Genomic DNA, 19,499 nt, shown 5'->3' with positions numbered 1-19,499 from the left:
AAGGACATCACAGCGCGGCGATGTCGCCGCGCGCCCAGTCGTCCTTGGTTTTGGCGTAGAAATCCTCGAACCGGCTCTCTTCAATCGCGTCCCGCATGCCCTGCATGAGCGTTTGATAGTAGGCGATGTTGTTCCAGGTCAGCAGCATTCCGGAGAGAGCTTCTCCTGCGCGAAACAGGTGGTGAAGGTAAGCGCGGCTGTACGTGCTTGTCGCTGGACATGCGCTCTCTTCGTCCAAGGGGCGCGGATCGTCCTGATGCCGGGCGTTCTTCAAGTTGACCTTGCCGAACCGAGTGTAAGCCAATCCATGCCGTCCGGCACGGGTTGGCATGACACAATCAAACTGATCGATCCCGCGTTTCACGCTCTCCAAAAGATCGTCTGGTGTGCCAACACCCATTAGATAACGCGGCTTGTCGACCGGCATGACAGGGGTGGTGATGTCTAGCATCTTCAACATCACTTCTTGCGGCTCTCCAACCGCAAGGCCGCCGACGGAATAGCCTTCCATCGGCAGTTTGCCGAGCTCCTCGGCTGAGCGAATGCGGAGTTCGGGAACATCACCGCCCTGAACAATACCGTAGAGCCCCTGCCCCTTGCCCGGGCCGCCCATTTTTTCAAATTGGGTCCGCGAGCGTTCTGCCCAGCGAAGGGACAATTCCATAGCCCGCTGAACTTCCTCGCGCGGGCTTGGCAACTTGATGCACTCATCAAGCTGCATTTGAATATCGGAGCCGAGCAGCCCTTGTATTTCGACAGACCGCTCCGGTGTCAGATGATGCTTGCTGCCGTCGATATGGCTTTGAAAACGGACCCCATCCTCATCCAGCTTGCGCAGTTGAGCCAGAGACATCACCTGAAATCCGCCACTGTCAGTCAGGATCGTATGCGGCCAGTTCATGAATTTGTGCAAGCCGCCGAGCCGGTCGACCCGTTCGGCGGTCGGGCGCAGCATCAAGTGATAGGTGTTTCCCAAAACCACATCCGCGCCGGTTGCGCGCACATGGTCGGTGAACATGGCTTTCACCGTTGCCTGTGTCCCGACAGGCATGAAGGCCGGCGTGCGAACAACACCATGCGGTGTCGTGATTTCACCGCGGCGGGCCATACCGTCCGTGGTGATCAGTTTAAAGCCGAATTTCTTGTTTTCGGTCATGACGATGCGTCCTGGTTCGCGTCTGGGAACAGCAGCGAAGCATCGCCATAGCTGTAAAATCTGTACTCGGTATCGATGGCATGCTGATAAGCAGCCCGCATGGTCTCAAGGCCTGAAAGCGCTGAGACCAGCATGAAAAGTGTCGACCGCGGCAGATGGAAATTGGTCATCAACGCATCGATGGCCTTGAATTTGTATCCAGGCGTGATGAAGATTGACGTCTCATCTGCAAACGGCACAATTGTCCCGGTTTCCTGGGCCGCGCTTTCAAGAATACGCAAGGACGTGGTTCCAATGCTGACCACCTTGTTGCCCCGCGCCTTGACGGCTTGAAGGGCTGCAGCGGTTTCCTCCGACACTTCCCCCCATTCGGCATGCATCTTGTGATCATCTGTATCGTCGGCTTTGACGGGGAGGAACGTCCCTGCCCCGACATGTAACGTCACCCGGTGCATCTCAATCCCGCGGTCCTTGATGGCCGCGAGCAGCTCAGGAGTAAAATGGAGTCCGGCAGTCGGTGCTGCGACCGCGCCGTCCTTTTCCGCAAAGATCGTCTGATAGTCTTGCCGATCCTGCTCGTCTTCGCCGCGCTTTTGCGCGATGTAAGGTGGCAGCGGAATGTGACCGACCTGTGCAATGGCAACATCCAGCTCCGGTCCGGAACAGTCGAACACCAGCAGAACCTCGCCGCCGTCGGTTTTTTCCGTTACCGTCGCCGTCAACCGGGCGCCGTTGCCTTCGAATACAACAAGATCATCGACCTGGAGTTTTTTGGCCGGGCGGACAAAGGCCTTCCACCGGTCAGCCGCAGATCTCAGGTGCAGGGTGACACTGATCCCTGCTTCAATGTCGCCGCGCCGCCGTTTACCCTCCAGCTGCGCCGGAATGACCTTTGTATCGTTGAACACAAGCGCGTCGCCCGGCTCCAAAAGAGCAGGAAGATCGCGCACGCCCTTGTCGCTCAGCTCAGGTGTTTCAACCGGGCGCACAACAAGCATGCGCGCGGCATCGCGTGGCCGCGCAGGCCGCAAGGCAATTCGTTCATTGGGAAGCTCAAAGTCAAACTGATCGACACGCATGGTGAAGGCTAACTGATCCGGTTTTCGGGGTGTTCGGTTGGGGCTGATAATGCCGGTTTGGCATCAGGTCAACCGGAGGTGAAAACAAACACAGCGCGGATGTTGCCACCCGCGCTGCAAAAGTCAGAGCTGAAGTCGAGACTTAAGCGTCTGCGGCAACCTTCATTGAATTGATCTTGTCCGGATTTTGGACAGGCTCACCGCGTTTGATCTTGTCGACATTTTCCATGCCTTCAATCACCTTGCCCCAGGCCGTGTATTGGCGGTCAAGGAAGGTGGCATCGTCGAAGCAGATGAAGAACTGGCTGTCACCGGAATTCGGATCCTGAGCACGCGCCATGGAACAAACGCCGCGCACATGCGGTTCGGCGTTGAATTCCGCCTTCAACTTAGTTCCGGAACCGCCGGTGCCTGTGCCATTCGGGCACCCGGTCTGGGCCATGAATCCTTCGATTACGCGGTGAAAGACGATTCCGTCATAAAAACCCTCACGGACCAATTCCTTGATGCGCGCAACGTGGTTGGGCGCAAGGTCCGGGCGCATTTCGATCACTACCTCGCCTTGAGTGGTGTCCATGATCAATGTGTTTTCGGCGTCTTTGATGTCAGCCATGGTTTTCTCCTTGGGTATTCAGGGGCCAGTCGGTGCAGCACCGGTTAGCCGGCGTCTGCAGCAACTTGCATCTTGATGATTTTATCCGGGTTTGCAGGTGGCTCACCCTTTGTGATGTTGTCGACGAGGTCCATACCTTCGACGACCTTGCCAAACACGGTGTATTGACCGTTCAGCCAGTCACCATCATTGAACATGATGAAAAATTGGGAATTGGCACTGTTCGGATTCTGGGCCCGGGCCATGCCAAGCGTCCCACGCTGGAACGGCTCGGACGAAAATTCAGCGTTCACGTCCGGCTTGTCAGATCCGCCGCGGCCGGTTCCGGTCGGATCGCCTGTTTGCGCCATGAACCCATCAATCACACGGTGAAAGACGATGCCGTCATAAAACCCGTCGCGCGTCAGTTCCTTGATGCGCGCAACGTGGTTCGGCGCGAGATCCGGGCGCAGCTCGATGACCACACGGCCATCTTTCAAATCCAGATAAAGCGTGTTTTCCAGATCCTGCTGTGCAGCGGCCATAGCCGGCATGAAGATCAGGGCCGCCAAAACAGCCAGGGCTGTGAGAATTCGTGACATTGGTTACTCCCGCAGTTCACGTCGTTGACATGGGGTGAATTGGGATCGACTTAAAATGTGTCAGTCCGGTCTTGCACGCCGGCGCAGGGGGGCTGCAACCGGCTCAGGAACAAAAGCGGAGATTTCCCCGCCCATTTGCGCGATTTGGCGCACCAAAGTGGCCGTAATGTGCCGCACTGCCGGTGATGCCGGAAGGAACACGGTTTTTATGTCCGGCTCCAAAGTTCCGTTCATTCCGGCCATTTGCATCTCGTAATCAAGATCAGTTCCATCCCGCAACCCGCGCACCAGATAATCGGCCTTTTGGGTGCGTGCTGTGTTGATTACGAGATCGGAGAACGCGATTACCTCGATCCGGCTGGCTTCAGCCTCGGAGAATTCGGCAACCGCGGATGTGTGAATCAGCTCAACCCGTTCTTCGAACGAAAACAGCGGTTTCTTTCCCGGATGAATGCCGATGGCCACGACGACCTTGTCCGCCAGTGCAAGCGACTGTCTCAAGATGTCCATATGGCCGTTTGTTACCGGGTCAAAAGAGCCCGGGTAAAGCGCGATACGTGTCATGGGCTCATCCTTACTCTGGCGCTCGCCGCATCACAAGGCATCCGAGCCCGTGAAAGACAATTTCCGCCATGCGACATTGTGTGATGGCGGTCACAGGTTTCTTGCCGGACATGGGCCAAGGTGGCCTCATCAACAAACGGCGTGAGCAGGAGCCAAGACGATGAGGAGCAGCAGTTTTTACAAAACAACCGGTCATCACCAGGTTGCCCGTCCCTTTACAGCGAAAACCAAAGCCATGGACCCGATTGCAAATTTCAAACTGGCCTCGATCTTCATCCTGGCCCTGCTGACTGTCTTGATCGCAGGCATCATCAGCATGAACGCGAGCAACGCTTCACAGGCACAGGAAGTTGGTCAGACAACACCGCAGGGCATGATGGCGACCAAGACTGACCGCGCTGTCATCCCGGCTCAGGCTGCCAACTGTGAAAGCCAGACATGGGGCGCTTGGAGCGCTGAATGTGCCGCAGAGCTGACCGGCGCCTCCAAGGTTCGCACCGTTTCCTACGTCACGATCGAAAAACAGCCGAACACCGTCAACCAGACCATTTTGGCCCGCTACCCATCGACCAACTGATATAAAACCTCCAAACCCAATATCCCTAACGGCAAACAGCGGCTCAGGTTCCACCCTGGCCGCTGTTGTCGTTTTCGGTTTCCCAAATCGCGAAGAAACTCTCCAAATCCGGCAAATCCTGACCAACTAGGATCAGCAACAAATTCATCATAGCGTCTGTTTTAATTGGCTTTTTTCAGGTCAAGAAGGTTTGGCAAAGAGTTTGCTCCTTTAGGCATATCAGCGCTTCGGCGCACCATCACAGGGAGCAGAATGATGACGAAGACCCACGCAACACGCCGCCCTCGTGCCACTACATGGGCCCAAACTGCACAGATCAAAAACTATGAGGATCTTGGTATCGCCGCGTTGCATGCGGCGCTGGTATGCAAAAATTTTCGTTCACCGGCAGCAGCAGCCAAACTAGCCTCGACTTGGCATGGCGCCCCGAACATGTCCGGTATTCTTGCAGGCGTTGCAGAGAGTTGAGCTGGCAACAGAATAACCTGAATCTGACAAAGAAAAGGGCGGCAAATCCATCTCTGAAATGCCGCCCGAATTCTAAGTGTTACTCATCTGAACCTGAGGAGCTGTCCGGTGCATCACCATCGCCCCCCTCGCGTGATCCAGCGTCGCCCTCGGCTGCGCCACCTTCTGGCAGTTCACCTTCGACGAGCTCTTCATCCTCATCAACCTCCGAGATCCCTTCAACGGCGACGACCTTCTCGTCTTCGGCCGTCTTGAATATGATCACCCCTTGGGTCGCGCGGCCAGCAATACGGATTCCATCGACCGGACAGCGGATCAACTGACCGCCATCCGTCACCAGCATGATCTGATGACTGTCTTCAACCGGGAACGAGGCTATCAAGCCGCCATTCCGGTTGTTGACGGCCATTGCCGTAATGCCCTTACCGCCGCGGCCGGTGACACGGTACTCGAAAGACGACGTCCGTTTGCCATATCCGTTTTCAGAAATGGTCAGGATGATCTGTTCAGCAGCGCTCATTTCCGCATAGCGTTCCTGAGACAACTCGCCAGCAACAACACCATCCTCGTCTGCAGCCCCGCCGTTTTCATCCGCTTCGCCGCGCATGGCCCGGGAAAGCTTCAGATATGCGGCGCGCTCCTCGGCATCGACATCGATGTGATGCAGGATTTGCATGGAGATGACACGATCGCCGTCCGCAAGACGGATGCCGCGAACACCTACTGAGTTCCGTCCGGCAAAAACGCGAACGTCTGTCACAGGGAAACGGATACACTGGCCGGAATTCGTGGTCAGCATGACATCCGAATGTTCGGAACATGTGTCGACCCCCACAATGCCGTCGCCATCTTCCAGCTTCATGGCAATCTTGCCGTTCCGGTTGATGTTGACAAAATCGGAGAGCTTATTCCGGCGCACGGTGCCGCGCACCGTTGCAAACATCACGTCGAGGTTTGCCCAGGTGTCCTCGTCTTCCGGCAACGGCAGAATTGAGGTGATCTGTTCGCCTTGCTCCAACGGCAGCATATTGACCAGGGCTTTGCCGCGCGAGGTCGGGCCGCCGAGAGGCAGACGCCAGACCTTCATCTTGTAGCAAATACCTCGGGAGGAGAAGAACAGAACCGGCGTATGCGTGTTGGCAACAAAGAGACGGGTGACGAAATCCTCATCCTTGGTCGCCATGCCCGACCGGCCCTTGCCGCCGCGGCGTTGTGCGCGGTAAGTCGCAAGCGGAACACGCTTGATGTAGCCGCCATGAGACACGGTCACGACCATGTCTTCGCGCTGGATCAGGTCTTCTTCGTCAAAGTCCGCTCCGCCCTCGATGATCTCGGTCCGGCGCGGGGTTGCGAATTCTTCCTTGATCTCCAGCATCTCGTTGCGGACGATCTCCTGGATCCGCGCCCGAGAGCGAAGAATGTCGAGATAGTCGCTGATTTCGGCGCCGATCTTGTTGAGCTCTTCTTCAATCTCGTCCCGGCCCATGGCCGTCAGGCGCTGCAGCCGGAGATCGAGGATCGCACGAGCCTGTTCTTCGGACAGCTTGTAAGTGCCGTCCTCTTGAACCATGTGGCGCGGATCGTCGATCAAACGGATCAGATCTTCCACGTCCCTGGCCGGCCAGTTGCGTTCCATCAATTGCGCGCGCGCAGTCGCCGGATCCGGGGCGGCCCGAATGAGTTTGATCACCTCATCAATATTGGCTACGGCAATTCCGAGACCGACCAAGATATGCGCCCGGTCACGGCACTTTTTCAGCAGGTACCGCGTCCGGCGCTGGATGACCTCTTCGCGGAAGGCGACGAAAGCCTTCAGCATGTCGGTCAGGTTCATCTGTTCGGGCTTGCCGCCGTTCAGCGCCACCATGTTCGCCCCAAAGGACGTTTGAAGCTGGCTGAACCGGTAAAGCTGGTTCAAAACCACATCCGGCACGGCGTCGCGTTTAAGCTCAATCACGACCCGCATACCGGAGCGGTCACTTTCATCGCGAATGTCGGAGATGCCTTCGACGCGCTTGTCCCGCACCATCTCGGCGATCTTTTCGATCATCGTGGACTTGTTGACCTGATACGGAATTTCCGAAACGATCAGGGCCCAGCGATCCTTGCGGATTTCTTCCGTGTCGACCTTGGCCCGCATCGGCACGGACCCACGGCCCGTCTCATAAGCGCTGCGGATACCGGAGCGGCCGAGGATCATGCCGCCGGTCGGGAAGTCCGGTCCGGGCACGATTTGCATGAGCTCTTCCAGCGTCATCGCCGGGTTTTCCATGAGCGCGATGGAGGCGTCGATCACTTCGCCCAAATTGTGCGGTGGGATGTTTGTCGCCATACCGACCGCGATACCGCCAGCACCGTTGACCAGAAGGTTCGGGAATTTTGCAGGAAGGACGACCGGCTCGGATTCAGAGTTGTCGTAGTTCTCCTGAAAATCGACCGTTTCCTTGTCGATGTCATCGAGAAGCCGGTGCGCAACCTTTTCCAGACGGCACTCGGTGTACCGCATCGCCGCGGCCGGATCGCCATCGATGGAGCCGAAGTTGCCCTGGCCGTCGATCAACGGCAAGCGTAGGGAGAAATCCTGCGCCATGCGGACAAGGGCATCATAGATCGCGCTGTCACCATGCGGGTGGTACTTACCCATAACATCGCCGACCACACGGGCCGACTTGCGGTAAGGCTTGTTCCACTCATAGCCGTTTTCATGCATCGAATAGAGAATGCGCCGGTGCACCGGCTTCAAGCCGTCCCGGACGTCCGGTAGCGCACGGGACACGATCACGCTCATGGCGTAATCGAGATAGCTGCGCTTCATTTCATCGACGATGGAGACCGGCTTGATGTCCGACGGAAGCCCGCCTGAAGGGGTGCTGTTGTCCTGGTCAGCCAAGGAGACACTCATTTGTTTGTTATTGCTGGTGTCTTTATATCCGATTCAATTCGCGGGACCAAATTTGTGGGCGTTTTTGAGCTTGCTAATAATCTCGTAATTTCAATGCCTTATAAATCATATACACAGGCACACAGAAACATTTCACAAGGCTTGGTCGCGCAAGGGGCAAAAGCCCTGTAAAACGCACGTCAAACGCCCAATCAGCCTGTCGGAGACACGCGATGATCGACTTTTACATCAATGCCTTCGCCACGCTTTTTGTGACCATCGATCCCGTCGGATTAGCGCCGATGTTTCTGGCGATAACGGCCGGCATGAGCTCCGCCGACCGGCGCCGGGTTGCCATCCGGGCGACCATCACTGCAGCCGGTATTTTGGGCCTGTTTTATTTCACTGGTCAGACGGTGCTAAATGTTTTGGGGATCTCGGTTTCCGCCTTCCGGGTCGCGGGTGGCATTTTGTTGTTCCTGATCGCTATCGAGATGATTTTCGGCAAACGCCAGGAACGCAAAAGTGAAACGGCCGAAAAAGCGATGGAATCCGCTGAGGCCCATCATGCGACCATCAACGAACTCGCCATCTTTCCCCTGGCCATTCCACTGATTTCTGGCCCGGCTGCCATATCTGCAATCATTCTCCTGTCCAGCCAGGCCCCGGACACCCTGACATATGCCGGTCTTGGCGGCGTGATCTTGATCATCCTGGTCAGTTGTCTCGGCGCCTTCTTGCTGGCAGAACGCATTGAGCGCGCGCTGGGGGATACGGCTCAGCTGGTCATCACGCGCCTGCTGGGCGTCCTACTTGCAGCCCTTTCGGTACAATTTGTCGCCGACGGGATCCTGGCGTTCCTCGCGTAACCGGTTACGGAAGCTCCAAACGGAATTCCTGCGGCGAAACACCGTGAACGCTGTCCCGCGCGCGGATTATCACGGAGGTGATATCGTCCGGAACCTGAACGCCGGACAAGGACCGGGTAAATGGTTGCTCGTTGACATGCGGGTGCGCCAGGACCCTTTTGCCGAGAAGTTCGCCCTCCGGCGTGTAGACCTCCCAAAGATCCGAATAGTGGTCCCAGCCTGTATCGCCGTGCTTGAGCGTGACAGAAAACGTCCACCCGCCGGCACCCTCTTTCGCCGTTGCATCAACAATCTCAACGTCACCAGCGACGCCTGCGCCAGAGACGAGCGCGCTGATGATTGCGGCGATGGAGATAACCCTTTTTCCCAGCATTCAAATGCTCCAAACATTCTTTTCAATGCGGCCAGTTTGCCGGGAAATCGAGAGCACAAACAGTCAAACTTGCGTCACTGGGAGTTAATTTAAGGATACGCGCGTGTTGCGGAGGGGCTAATTTCAAGGATTTACAAACCCCGTCTGGCTCTTCAGCACGTTGTGAAAACGCAATCTTACTGCTGGAACCACGAAACCCTTGTGTAACCGTTCGGGTTCATTTTTGGATCCCGCCGAACAGCCCAGACTTTAGTATTTATTTAGAACTCTCGCGCTCTACTGAGCTAAAGATGATTTATTCTTGCGAGCATGCCATGCAGTCCGTTGCCAACACGACATATTCTGGTCTTCAAGAACTCTCGTTTGTCGAAGAATCCATGCCGGAATACAATGAGCATATCGTGAAACTCATTTCCGGAGCGCTTTATGACTGCGAATCTATCGTAGACTTCGGTGCCGGAATCGGAACATTGGCGGACGTTGTACACAAGCAGACAGCTGTGCGGCCGCGGTGCGTCGAAATCGACGAAACCGCACAGTCAATTCTTCGCCATCGAGGGTATCAGGTCTCAAATAGTCTTCTCGATCTTCCGGAACAGGTTGGCGGCATTTACAGTTCCAACGTTCTCGAACATATCGAAGATGACCGTGGAGCTATCAGTGACTGTTTTGAGGCTTTGCAGCCAGGCGGAACCTTGGTCCTCTACCTTCCAGCGTTTCAGTTGCTGTTTTCTGGGTTGGATAGGTCTGTCGGACATTATCGCCGTTATTCGAAGCGGGACCTCATCCACAAACTCCAATCTTCCGGCTTCGCCCTCAAAGATTGCCACTATGTTGAAAGCTTGGGGTTCTTTGCCAGCCTTGTGGTGAAGCTTGTCGGTTATGATGTCGAAGGCGGTCTCGGCTCAGCATCTTCCTATGAGTTTTACAACAAGTACGTCTTTCCCCTCAGCAAGAAAATCGACGCTGTTGGAGCGCGGCACTTGCTGGGCAAAAACATTTTTGTCGTCGCGCAAAAACCGCACGCAGCCTAATTCGCTATTCCGGTAATACAAAGCCCGCTTGGCAACAGCTCCCTAATTTCACTCTGCCTTGTGATGTCGTGCTCTGATCTGTCAAACTGAACGCCAGGACAGGAGGGGCCTCTATGAACGATGCGGCGGTTCGAGAAACGCTGGTCAAGCTGAAGGCAGAGCTCGAGAGCTTCAGCGAGATTTCCGAGGACGCGCGGGCGACCGTCATGCTGGACCAACAGGCCGTTGGCCGGCTCTCGCGCATGGACGCTCTCCAGGGACAAGCCATGGCACAAGCCTCCGAGCGTCAGCGCCGCGCCGATATTCAACGGATTGAAGCGGCGCTCAAGCGCCTGAATGAGGGAGAATACGGCTATTGCGCCCAATGCGGCGAAGACATTGCTGCAAAACGTCTTGAGGTTGATCCGGCAGCGGCCTTTTGTATCCGCTGTGCGAAATAGGCCTTTATGACACCAGTCCGCGCAGTTGCTGCATCCAATTGCTGATGTCACCGGCGATTTTATCGATTGGGAACCGAGAAAGTGTCTCTTCGCTCCAAGTGTCGTTAGAACACAGTATGGCTTCGAAGGATTGTATTTGCGCAAGTTGTTCCGGTGTCAGCGGCAACCCTCGCGCGGCATTCAAGAGAACCAATTGTTCATGGATCCGCCGCAGTACAGATAGTGCCGCGCCCATCCTGGCTTTTAGCGCTGGTTCTTCCCGCCAACTCGCGCCACCAAAGACCTCTTGAGTAACCCGTTGGCCGGCTCCAAAACAGGTGTAGCTGACACAGCCCGGAAATCCACGTTCAACCCGTTCTCCAAAAATCTTGCAAGTATTGTCGGTGTTGAGGTTCGGGCATTCCTCACCCGCCGCCTTGTCAAGACCAAACGACTCAGATTTGTCGAACGCAAACACGACGCAGCACAGCGCAGCGCATTTTGAGCAATTCGGTTCTAGATCGATGAGCGCCACGGGCACGAAAGCCTTTTACTTCACCTAAAACAAAGAGACCGCAGCTTGTTTCCAAACCGCGGCCTGCCAAAACTATTCCCACTCGATCGTGCCCGGAGGTTTTGACGTGATGTCGTAGGTCACGCGGTTGATGCCTTCGACCTCGTTGATGATCCGGGTCGCGGTTTCACCGAGAAACTCGTGGCTGAACGGATAATAGTCCGCGGTCATGCCGTCGACGGAGGTTACAGCACGGAGCGCACAGGCGTAATCGTAAGTCCGGCCATCACCCATCACGCCGACCGTGCGGACCGGCAGGATTGCTACAAAAGCTTGCCAGATCTCGTCATACAGGCCGTGCTTGCGGATTTGGTCGATGTAAACCGCGTCCGCCTTGCGCAGGATTTCCAGTTTATTACGGGTGATTTCCCCCGGACAGCGAATGGCAAGGCCCGGTCCTGGAAACGGGTGACGACCGATGAAACTCTCCGGCAACCCAAGCTCACGGCCGAGTGCCCTCACCTCGTCCTTGAACAATTCGCGCAGAGGTTCGACCAGTTTCAAACCCATCTTTTCCGGCAGGCCGCCCACATTGTGGTGAGATTTGATCGTCACCGAAGGCCCGCCTGAGAAGCTGACGCTTTCAATCACATCCGGGTATAGCGTGCCCTGAGCCAAGAACTCCGCGCCTTCAATCTCATTGGCGTGTTTCTGGAACACGTCGATGAACAGCTTGCCAATGATCTTGCGTTTTGTTTCCGGATCGGACTGGCCGTCCAGTTCGCCAAGGAACAGATCGCTCTCGTCGGCGTGGATCAGCGGAATGTTATAGTTGTCCCGGAACATCGAGACGACTTCTTCCGCCTCATTCAGCCGCAACAAACCATGATCAACAAAAACACACGTCAATTGGTCGCCGATCGCTTCATGGATCAGGACAGCGGCAACGGAGCTGTCGACGCCGCCCGACAGACCACAGATGACTTTCTTGTCGCCGACCTGCTGACGGATCTTTTCGATCGCATCGTCCTTGTAGGCGCCCATGGTCCAGTCACCGGTGAACCCGGCGAGCTTGACGAAATTCTCATAAAGCGTCTTACCGTTCGGCGTGTGGTGCACCTCGGGGTGAAACTGAACGGCGTAAAAGTTCCGGTCCGTGTCCGCGGTGATCGCGTAAGGCGCGTTCGGCGAGGTGCCGAATACCTCGAAACCTGGCGCGAGCTTGGCGACATGATCACCATGGCTCATCCAGACCTGCTCCCTGCCACCCGCGAACCAGCCGTTCAGGATCGACAGATCGGTACCGGCGGGTGTCACGAATGCGCGGCCGAATTCTGCGGTGCCGCCACCGCCGGAAATCTTGCCGCCATGCACTTCACCGCCCAGCTGCTGCATCATCACTTGCTGGCCGTAGCAGATGCCGAGGATTGGAACACCGATGCTGTATACGCTCTCCGGCGGCCGCGGTGAGCCTTGCCGCGTCACGGAATCCGGCCCGCCGGAGAAGATCACCGCCTTTGGCGCGAACTCGGCCAAAAACTCGTCGGTGACCTTTTGATACGGGTGGATTTCGCAGTAGACATTCAGCTCGCGCAAGCGGCGGGCGATCAGCTGGGTCACCTGCGAACCGAAGTCGATGATAAGGAGGCGGTCGTGATGATGTGTCATGGCGCGCTTCTACCCGTCTTTTTGCCGAAATTGAACCGGATTCTTGCGCCGCAAACGCTCTCGCACAACATTTTGCCTCTGGCTGTACTGCGCACCGATCCGGGAGAAGCTGTGTACGGTTGGATTTGGCGTTTGCTCCGGACTCCCCGCCTGCCCTAGGTTAATGAATCAATAACCAGCCCAACCGAGCATCATGACCGCAGCTGCCCGCGAAATTTACGATCAGGCCCTTGGCTTTGAAGCAAATGGTGATCTGCTAAGAGCCAAGACCGGCTATTTGCGCGCCAGTGAGATGCTGCCGCATGACACCGATATAGCCTATCGGGCGGCCTCGGCATTGCTGCGGACCGGCGAGCTTGAAGAAGCGCAATCCCGTTTGCGCCGGCTCATATTTGCCGACCCCAGCCATATCAATGCCCGGTCCAGCCTTGCCAATTGCCAGTTGCTTATGAACGATTTGGAGCTGGCCGAAAGCAATTTTCGGGAGGTTCTGGATCGGGATCCGGACCATAAGAACGCGTTGTTCGGACTGTCCAATCTTCTTTTACAACGTGAACAGGCGCGGCTTGCAGCGCCCTATGCGCAGCGGTTGTCAGCACTGTTGCCCAACAGCCCCGCAGCGCAGACCGTTGTGGCTGAGGTTTTGGAGAAGGGCGGACAGGCACCGCAGGCAGTGGCTGCGTATCGGAAACTCCTAAAGAGTGCACCAAATCATATTCCCGCGCTGCTTGGCCTTGCCCGAACGTTGTTAAAATCGAAGCGCTACGATGACGTCATATCTTTGGCGGTCCGGGCTGCCGAGCAAGACGCAGACAACTCCGATGCGTTTGACATGCTGAGCCAGGCCTTGGAAGGACGCGGCGATTTGGAAGATGCTCTTGAGGCCGCCTCAGAAGCACTTCGCCTCGCACCAAACAATACAGATCTACTGACCCGTCTCAGCGTCATTTGCCGCAAGCTCGGCAAATTCGGCGCAGCGCTTCGTTACGCCCTGCAGGCGGTTGACGCAAATCCGGAAAGCCGCGGCCCAGCAAATGCGCTTGGCGCCGCGCTTGCCGCGATGAAGTTCCCGAACCAAGCCCGCGTGGTTCTGACTTCGGGCAACGGCAAAGACCTGGATCCGAAAATTCGCATCCTGGTTGAAAAGCTGATCAAGGCGTCAGAGGGTGCCGCAAAAACACCCAAGAGCACTTCGATTGGTGTCGACAATTCCGGCAACAATGCAGCGCAGGGCTCGGAATCAGATCACGAAACAGCAGAAATCGACAACGCAACAGAGACGGCCGCGAACAGCGTTTCCGTCGATGGTACGGAAGCAAAACAAACGGAAGCCGGAGACAAGACCGAAGCAATTCAGTCTTCCGGAGACGGTGAAAAACCGAAATTCGGCGCAGGCCCGGACGAACCTTTGCCGAATGTGCTCGGGCTCAGCCGAAGAGACGTGTCCTAAAGGTCTTTACGCGGTCCGCTCCAGGATCGCGATGAAGAAGCCATCCGTCTTGGTGGATGCAGGCGTCAAGGTCAGGTCACCGCGCTCGGTGATATAGGCTGGAACTGGCTTGCCCGGCAGCATTGCAGTCCAGACATCCAGTGCAGAGACAGACGCAAAGTCCGGATTTTCGGAGAGAAACCGGCTGATTTGGTCGGCATTTTCTTCTGGGAGCAACGAACAAGTTGCGTAGACCAAACGCCCACCGACCTTTACATACTCTTTCGCGTTATCAAGAACATGCACCTGATCGTTCATGCGATCGTTGAGCGCCTTTTCTGTCAATTTCCATTTTGAATCCGGCCGGCGGCGCCAGACACCGGTGCCCGTGCATGGCGCATCAATGAAGACAAGATCCATCTGGCTTTTCAGATCGTCCAACGTGGAGCTCGCGGGATCACGAACCTGTATGTTGCGGACACCGGCCCGCTGCAGCCGTTCATGGATCGGAGCCAAACGCAAACGATCTGCGTCATAGGCGTAGAGCTGACCCTTGTTCTCCATTGCAGCAGCCAGCGCTAACGTCTTGCCACCACCGCCTGCACAATAATCCAAAACCTGTTGTCCCGGCTGTGCCCCTGCCAGCAAGGCTGCCAGCTGACTGGCCTCATCCTGAAGGTCGAACCAGCCTTTGCGGTAGCCCTCTTCGGCTTGAACATGCGGCATCCGGCCAAGACCCGGTTTTGCTTCAATCCGCATTCCAAATGGCGACAAACCGGTCTCTTGGGCACCTGCATAGCTGAGTTTTTTCAAGAGTTTTGCCCGATCCGACTTCAGGGTGTTCACCCGCATGTCGACGGGTGCGCGGTGCGCAAGGGCCCGGCCCTCGGCGACCGCATTGTCGCCAAAAACCGCGGAGAATGTGGGCCACAGCCATTCGGGCACATCGGCCGCCTGCCACGGCTGTAAATCGTTCGGCACAGGCGCGGCAAGGCGGTCTGCCTCAGCGTCGGTCAATGGCTCGGGCGCATGCCGGTCTTCACTCAAGACGGTGGTAAGCGCCTCAAGACCTTTGTCCCAGGTCAGCACATAGGTCGCAAGCGCCAGTGCGCGCGGACTGTCGTCCTGCATTTGAGCTGACAAAGAGGCCCGGTTGCGAAGAGCGTCAAAGACGAGATTGCCAATGACGGTGCGATCTCCCGACCCGGCAAACCGGTGCGCAGATCCCCACTCTTTCAAGGCAACCTGGACCGGCCGATGACGGCGTTCCACTTCGTCCAGGACTTCAATTGCCGCCGCGAGGCGTCCGCCGTCTTTCATTGCTTACCCTTTGAAAAGAGCCGATATCAGATCGGCTCCTTCGATATGTACAGTCGATCAAACGTTTGATGGATAATTCGGGCTCTCGCGCGTGATGGTCACGTCATGCGCATGACTTTCCCGCAAACCCGCGCCGGAAATTTGGACAAAGCGCGCTTTTTCCTGGAAGTCTTCAATGGTCTTGCCACCGACGTAGCCCATGGCTGCACGCAGACCGCCCGCCAATTGGTGCAGGACACTGCCAAGCATGCCCTTGTAGGGAACCTGCCCTTCAATGCCTTCAGGAACCAGCTTCAGACTGTCGCGGACTTCGGCCTGGAAGTAACGGTCGGCCGAACCGCGTGCCATGGCGCCAACGGAACCCATGCCGCGATAAGATTTATAAGACCGTCCCTGGTGCAGGTAGACCTCGCCCGGGCTTTCTTCGGTGCCGGCAAGCAGTGAGCCAACCATCACGGAAGCAGCACCGGCTGCAATTGCCTTCGCAAGGTCGCCAGAAAACTTGATACCGCCATCGGCGACGACCGGAACACCTTGTTTGCTGGCTTCGTTGACCGACTCAATGATCGCTGTCAGCTGCGGGACGCCCACACCCGCCACGATCCGCGTTGTGCAGATGGAACCTGGACCAATTCCGACCTTCACGGCATCCGCCCCGGCATCAATGAGGGCTTTTGTTGCTTCAGCTGTGGCCACGTTACCGGCCAAAACCTGCACCGAGTTGGAAAGCTTTTTGACGCGGTTCACTTGGTCAAGAACCTTTTGGGAATGACCATGGGCCGTGTCGACCACCACCATGTCGACCCCGGCGTCGATCAGCCGCTCGGCGCGGGCAAATCCCTCTTCACCAACGCTGGTCGCCGCAGCGACGCGCAAACGCCCTTGGGCATCCTTGGACGCGTTCGGGTTGAGTTGGGCCTTCTCCATATCCTTGACTGTGATCAGGCCGGTACAATTGCCGGCATCATCAACCACCAGCAATTTTTCAATGCGGTTTTGGTGGAGCAGGCGCTTTGCTTCGTCTTGTTTGACGTTGTCATTGACCGTAACCAGATTGGAGCTGGTCATCAGCTCGCGGATTTTCTGGTCCGGATTGGATGCAAAGCGGACGTCACGGTTTGTCAAAATGCCTACGAGTTTGCCAGTCACCTGGCCGCCGGTCCCGCCATTCTCAACGACTGGTACGCCGGAAATCCCAAACCGCTTCATTAGATCAAGCGCATCTTGCAGGCTGGCATCCGGTCCGATCACCAGCGGGTTCACAACCATGCCGGATTCGAACTTCTTGACCATGCGGACCTCTTCGGCCTGTTGATCAAGGGAGAGGTTTCGGTGAATGACCCCGATGCCACCGGCCTGAGCCATGGCAATCGCCAGACGGCCTTCGGTGACCGTATCCATGGCCGACGATAGGATAGGAATGTTCAGCTCAAGCTCACGCGTGACTTTCGTGCGCAGATCGACCTCACCCGGCATAACTTCCGAGTGGCCGGGGATCAGCAGCACATCGTCGAAGGTCAGGGCTTGTTGCCCGGTCGATGGGACAAAGAAAGATGCCATTGCCAATTCCCCTATAAATACAAATTGAGACGCACGCTTTTAGGAGAGCTTGCATCTTGTCGAGTCGCTTCGGCTGTGCCGGAGAAGTTGGCGCGGGTGAATAACATGCAGGTGACAGAATGAAAAGGGCCTGTTCGAACAGGCCCTGCACTTTCCATCGCCGTTGTTTCCAAACACTGCCTTTGAGTTTAGTCTTCAGGCAGGTCGCTGCCGCGAAAACCCTTGGCAATCACATAGAGCTCCGGGCTTTCTTTCCGGCTTGCCGGAGGTTTCAGGTGCGCAACGGATTTGAACTCCCGCTTCAACTCCTGAAGCATGGCATTCTCGGTCCCACCACGGAACACTTTGGCCAAGAAAGACCCGCCGGGGACGAGATTTCGGCGCGCAAAGTCAATCGCGATCTCAAAGAGATGCGTGGTGCGCAAATGGTCAGTCTGTTTATGCCCCGTTGTCGGCGCCGCCATATCCGACAGGACAACATCCGGTTTGTGTCCGCCGAGCGCTTCCATCAACGCTGCCGGTGCATCGTCATCCAGAAAGTCTTTTTTGAGGAACACCGCGCCGCGCACGTGATCCATATCCAGATAGTCGATCCCGACGACCTTTGGAGAATCGACCGTCGACTTGACCCGGTCGACTGCAATCTGACACCAGCCGCCCGGCGCACAGCCCAAGTCCACCACCCGGTAGCCGGGTTTCAAGAGCTTGTGCTTGTCGTCAATCTCGATCAGCTTGTAAGCGGCGCGGGACCGGTAGCCATCAATTTTGGCACGCCGGACATACGGATCGTTCAATTGCCGCGAGAGCCAGCGGGTCGACGATTCCCGCCGCCCGGCCGCCGTCTTGACCTTGACGTGCATACCGCGGTCACCAGATCCCCGTTTTTTCGATCCACTCATTATCTGTTCCTCGGACGGCCACGTCCTTGCCGCGGCCCGTTTTTCCTGCGCGCCCATACACCATCGGCCGCCATCAACTCGGTCAAGATGCCCTCGCGCAACCCGCGGTCCGCAACCCTCAATCTCGGGCAACTCCAGCGCCGCCGGATGGCCTCCAAAATCGCACAACCGGCCAGCACCAGGTCGGCCCGGTCTTCGCCGATGCAAGGATTGTTGACGCGCGCCTCATACGGCATGTCGCGCAGCTGATCAATCATACCGCCGACTTGTGTGTCTTCCAGCCAGGTGCCGTCGACGCGCCGGCGATCGTAGCGCCGGAGCCCAAGATGAACCCCGGCCAGAGTTGTTACCGTGCCCGAGGTTCCAAGCATATGAACCTTGCCGCTGGAGATCGCTTCGGAAAGATCATCTGCAAGGTTGAACTCGGCCAGATGATCGGCCGCATCGTCCACCATCGCTTCAAAGATGTCCGGTGTGACATGAACGCCGCCGTGCCGCTCGGCCAGATTGACAACACCAACCGGCAAGGAGATCCAGGACCGGATGAACCGCGTCAGTGCATATCCGCGCGCGCCGCATCTGTTGCGCAGATCGAGCCAGACGATTTCAGAAGAGCCACCGCCGATATCAAACAAAATGACACCGTCGGCATCATGATCAACCAGGGATGCACATCCTGCCACGGCCAGCCGTGCTTCGGTTTCCCGATTGACGATTTCCAAGGCGAGGCCGGTCTCAGCCTGAACACGCGAAATGAAGTCTGCCCCGTTTTCGGCCGCCCGGCAGGCCTCCGTTGCGATCAGACGGGACCGTTCGACGCCGCGTTCCGCCAGCTTGCGATGGCACTGGGCCAACGCATCAATGGCGCGGTCCATGGCCGCATCGCCAAGCCGCCGGTGCGCGCCGACCCCTTCCCCGAGCCGCACGATCCGAGAATAGGCATCGACGACGCGAAAACCACGTTCTTCGGGACGCGCGATTAGCAACCGGCAATTGTTCGTTCCAAGATCGAGCGCAGCATAAAGAGGCGCATTGCCGGATGCGTGCACTGGATGACGGCGATGTCCGGTCCGAAGGCCTTCCGGACCGCGCGTGCGAGGGCGGCGAATAGGTTGCTGCTCACGTCCTGACGGTTCTGGCGGACGCGGTCCTCCGTCCGGTTTAGGTATGCCATTCAAAGGTCTGGAAAGCTGCGGATCCGCTCCGGTCTCAGTTGCAACAGCCGGTGTTTCCTGGTTGGTGTGCGCAGCTTGACCACGATTCTTTTTGGCTTGCCAACGTTTGCGGCCCCGCCGGTTGGCAGCTTTTTTGCCCTTCGCAGAGGGAGACCCCTCGGACAGCGGCGCATCTTTCCCAGCGATGGCTGGATCCATATGTGCGTTTGTTTGCGGTTCCGGATTCGCAGTCCCACTTTGCCCCGGCCGCCGTCGGCCGCGCCGCTTTTTCTTCCGATGGGACGGGGTCACCGTCCCAGCATCTTTAATGCCGTTCGCCG

18 protein-coding genes are annotated in these 19,499 nt (G+C 57.0%); 5 read left to right on the top strand and 13 right to left on the bottom strand.

All coding sequences use genetic code 11. The annotated features are described in order from the left end of the window. Positions 1–7: 7 nt before the first annotated feature. From tgt to coaD, 5 genes are all read right to left on the bottom strand, one after another. Positions 8–1,156, bottom strand: coding sequence for a tRNA guanosine(34) transglycosylase Tgt (tgt, locus tag RBB44_RS09720; protein ID WP_306147168.1), 1,149 nt, complete (start codon positions 1,154–1,156; stop codon positions 8–10). After that, on the bottom strand, positions 1,153–2,235 hold the full coding sequence (gene queA, locus RBB44_RS09715) for a tRNA preQ1(34) S-adenosylmethionine ribosyltransferase-isomerase QueA (protein ID WP_306147167.1): 1,083 nt from the start codon (positions 2,233–2,235) through the stop codon (positions 1,153–1,155). Before queA ends, tgt begins: the two co-directional genes overlap by 4 nt. 142 nt (positions 2,236–2,377) lie before the next feature. Next, the gene (locus RBB44_RS09710; protein WP_008190151.1) at positions 2,378–2,848 is read right to left on the bottom strand and encodes a peptidylprolyl isomerase; all 471 of its coding nucleotides are present in this window, start codon (positions 2,846–2,848) and stop codon (positions 2,378–2,380) included. Positions 2,849–2,892: 44 nt separating this feature from the next. Continuing rightward, positions 2,893–3,429, bottom strand: coding sequence for a peptidylprolyl isomerase (locus RBB44_RS09705; RefSeq protein ID WP_306147166.1), 537 nt, complete (start codon positions 3,427–3,429; stop codon positions 2,893–2,895). Between the two features lie 60 nt (positions 3,430–3,489). After that, positions 3,490–3,993, bottom strand: a complete 504-nt coding sequence (gene coaD, locus RBB44_RS09700; protein ID WP_306147165.1) for a pantetheine-phosphate adenylyltransferase — start codon at positions 3,991–3,993, stop codon at positions 3,490–3,492. 160 nt (positions 3,994–4,153) lie between these two features. On the opposite strand from coaD, the gene RBB44_RS09695 reads away from it, so the two are divergent. Beyond that, positions 4,154–4,570: a phosphopantetheine adenylyltransferase gene (locus RBB44_RS09695; protein ID WP_306147164.1), complete on the top strand. Its 417-nt coding sequence runs from the start codon at positions 4,154–4,156 to the stop codon at positions 4,568–4,570. A gap of 547 nt (positions 4,571–5,117) precedes the next feature. On the opposite strand, the gene gyrA is transcribed toward RBB44_RS09695, so the two are convergent. Then, a complete protein-coding gene (gene gyrA / locus RBB44_RS09690; protein WP_306147163.1) occupies positions 5,118–7,940 on the bottom strand; it encodes a DNA gyrase subunit A in 2,823 nt (940 codons plus the stop codon). A gap of 212 nt (positions 7,941–8,152) precedes the next feature. Between gyrA and RBB44_RS09685 the strand changes: the two genes are divergently transcribed. Next, positions 8,153–8,788, top strand: a complete 636-nt coding sequence (locus RBB44_RS09685; protein ID WP_133947499.1) for a MarC family protein — start codon at positions 8,153–8,155, stop codon at positions 8,786–8,788. A 4-nt stretch (positions 8,789–8,792) separates the two neighbouring features. On the opposite strand, the gene RBB44_RS09680 is transcribed toward RBB44_RS09685, so the two are convergent. After that, positions 8,793–9,161, bottom strand: a complete 369-nt coding sequence (locus RBB44_RS09680) for a hypothetical protein (protein WP_306147162.1) — start codon at positions 9,159–9,161, stop codon at positions 8,793–8,795. 290 nt (positions 9,162–9,451) lie between these two features. Here RBB44_RS09680 and RBB44_RS09675 point away from each other — a divergent pair, with 290 nt between their 5' ends. Together RBB44_RS09675 and RBB44_RS09670 are read left to right on the top strand one after the other, a co-directional pair. Continuing rightward, entirely contained in the window at positions 9,452–10,195 is a 744-nt protein-coding gene (locus tag RBB44_RS09675) for a bifunctional 2-polyprenyl-6-hydroxyphenol methylase/3-demethylubiquinol 3-O-methyltransferase UbiG (RefSeq protein WP_306147161.1), read from the top strand. Between the two features lie 113 nt (positions 10,196–10,308). Next, positions 10,309–10,635 (top strand): TraR/DksA C4-type zinc finger protein, encoded by a 327-nt coding sequence (locus RBB44_RS09670; protein WP_306147160.1) that lies wholly within the window; start codon positions 10,309–10,311, stop codon positions 10,633–10,635. 4 nt (positions 10,636–10,639) lie between these two features. Here RBB44_RS09670 and RBB44_RS09665 read toward each other — a convergent pair whose 3' ends face one another. Together RBB44_RS09665 and guaA are read right to left on the bottom strand one after the other, a co-directional pair. Continuing rightward, positions 10,640–11,155, bottom strand: coding sequence for a hypothetical protein (locus RBB44_RS09665; RefSeq protein WP_306147159.1), 516 nt, complete (start codon positions 11,153–11,155; stop codon positions 10,640–10,642). A 66-nt stretch (positions 11,156–11,221) separates the two neighbouring features. Further along, positions 11,222–12,796 (bottom strand): glutamine-hydrolyzing GMP synthase, encoded by a 1,575-nt coding sequence (guaA, locus tag RBB44_RS09660; RefSeq protein WP_306147158.1) that lies wholly within the window; start codon positions 12,794–12,796, stop codon positions 11,222–11,224. A gap of 193 nt (positions 12,797–12,989) precedes the next feature. Between guaA and RBB44_RS09655 the strand changes: the two genes are divergently transcribed. Then, positions 12,990–14,246, top strand: a complete 1,257-nt coding sequence (locus tag RBB44_RS09655; RefSeq protein ID WP_306147157.1) for a lipopolysaccharide assembly protein LapB — start codon at positions 12,990–12,992, stop codon at positions 14,244–14,246. Between the two features lie 6 nt (positions 14,247–14,252). On the opposite strand, the gene RBB44_RS09650 is transcribed toward RBB44_RS09655, so the two are convergent. The 4 genes from RBB44_RS09650 to RBB44_RS09635 all read right to left on the bottom strand — a co-directional run bounded on the left by RBB44_RS09650 (position 14,253) and on the right by RBB44_RS09635 (position 19,377). Then, positions 14,253–15,545 carry an RsmB/NOP family class I SAM-dependent RNA methyltransferase gene (locus tag RBB44_RS09650; RefSeq protein ID WP_306147156.1) on the bottom strand — a complete coding sequence of 431 codons (1,293 nt, stop codon included), beginning with the start codon at positions 15,543–15,545 and terminating at the stop codon, positions 14,253–14,255. Between the two features lie 57 nt (positions 15,546–15,602). Then, positions 15,603–17,105, bottom strand: coding sequence for an IMP dehydrogenase (guaB, locus tag RBB44_RS09645; protein ID WP_306147155.1), 1,503 nt, complete (start codon positions 17,103–17,105; stop codon positions 15,603–15,605). Positions 17,106–17,293: 188 nt separating this feature from the next. After that, complete coding sequence (locus tag RBB44_RS09640; protein ID WP_209175734.1) at positions 17,294–18,004, bottom strand: RlmE family RNA methyltransferase; 711 nt, start codon at positions 18,002–18,004, stop codon at positions 17,294–17,296. Beyond that, on the bottom strand, positions 18,004–19,377 hold the full coding sequence (locus tag RBB44_RS09635; RefSeq protein ID WP_306147154.1) for a Ppx/GppA phosphatase family protein: 1,374 nt from the start codon (positions 19,375–19,377) through the stop codon (positions 18,004–18,006). Before RBB44_RS09635 ends, RBB44_RS09640 begins: the two co-directional genes overlap by 1 nt. Between the last annotated feature and the right edge of the window lie 122 nt (positions 19,378–19,499).

Source organism: Roseibium sp. MMSF_3247, from assembly GCF_030733765.1.
Classification (GTDB): Bacteria; Pseudomonadota; Alphaproteobacteria; order Rhizobiales; family Stappiaceae; genus Roseibium.
The sequence above is the reverse complement of the archived record's forward strand: the minus strand, read 5'-3'. Positions and strand labels throughout refer to the sequence as shown.

Excerpts from the sequence above, each read along its gene's own strand:
- tgt (WP_306147168.1), bottom strand. The coding sequence starts at position 1,156 with ATGACCGAAAACAAGAAATTCGGCTTTAAACTGATCACCACGGACGGT.
- queA (WP_306147167.1), bottom strand. The coding sequence starts at position 2,235 with ATGCGTGTCGATCAGTTTGACTTTGAGCTTCCCAATGAACGAATTGCC.
- RBB44_RS09710 (WP_008190151.1), bottom strand. The coding sequence starts at position 2,848 with ATGGCTGACATCAAAGACGCCGAAAACACATTGATCATGGACACCACT.
- RBB44_RS09705 (WP_306147166.1), bottom strand. The coding sequence starts at position 3,429 with ATGTCACGAATTCTCACAGCCCTGGCTGTTTTGGCGGCCCTGATCTTC.
- coaD (WP_306147165.1), bottom strand. The coding sequence starts at position 3,993 with ATGACACGTATCGCGCTTTACCCGGGCTCTTTTGACCCGGTAACAAAC.
- RBB44_RS09695 (WP_306147164.1), top strand. The coding sequence starts at position 4,154 with ATGAGGAGCAGCAGTTTTTACAAAACAACCGGTCATCACCAGGTTGCC.
- gyrA (WP_306147163.1), bottom strand. The coding sequence starts at position 7,940 with ATGAGTGTCTCCTTGGCTGACCAGGACAACAGCACCCCTTCAGGCGGG.
- RBB44_RS09685 (WP_133947499.1), top strand. The coding sequence starts at position 8,153 with ATGATCGACTTTTACATCAATGCCTTCGCCACGCTTTTTGTGACCATC.
- RBB44_RS09680 (WP_306147162.1), bottom strand. The coding sequence starts at position 9,161 with ATGCTGGGAAAAAGGGTTATCTCCATCGCCGCAATCATCAGCGCGCTC.
- RBB44_RS09675 (WP_306147161.1), top strand. The coding sequence starts at position 9,452 with ATGATTTATTCTTGCGAGCATGCCATGCAGTCCGTTGCCAACACGACA.
- RBB44_RS09670 (WP_306147160.1), top strand. The coding sequence starts at position 10,309 with ATGAACGATGCGGCGGTTCGAGAAACGCTGGTCAAGCTGAAGGCAGAG.
- guaA (WP_306147158.1), bottom strand. The coding sequence starts at position 12,796 with ATGACACATCATCACGACCGCCTCCTTATCATCGACTTCGGTTCGCAG.
- RBB44_RS09655 (WP_306147157.1), top strand. The coding sequence starts at position 12,990 with ATGACCGCAGCTGCCCGCGAAATTTACGATCAGGCCCTTGGCTTTGAA.
- RBB44_RS09650 (WP_306147156.1), bottom strand. The coding sequence starts at position 15,545 with ATGAAAGACGGCGGACGCCTCGCGGCGGCAATTGAAGTCCTGGACGAA.
- guaB (WP_306147155.1), bottom strand. The coding sequence starts at position 17,105 with ATGGCATCTTTCTTTGTCCCATCGACCGGGCAACAAGCCCTGACCTTC.
- RBB44_RS09640 (WP_209175734.1), bottom strand. The coding sequence starts at position 18,004 with ATGAGTGGATCGAAAAAACGGGGATCTGGTGACCGCGGTATGCACGTC.
- RBB44_RS09635 (WP_306147154.1), bottom strand. The coding sequence starts at position 19,377 with ATGGATCCAGCCATCGCTGGGAAAGATGCGCCGCTGTCCGAGGGGTCT.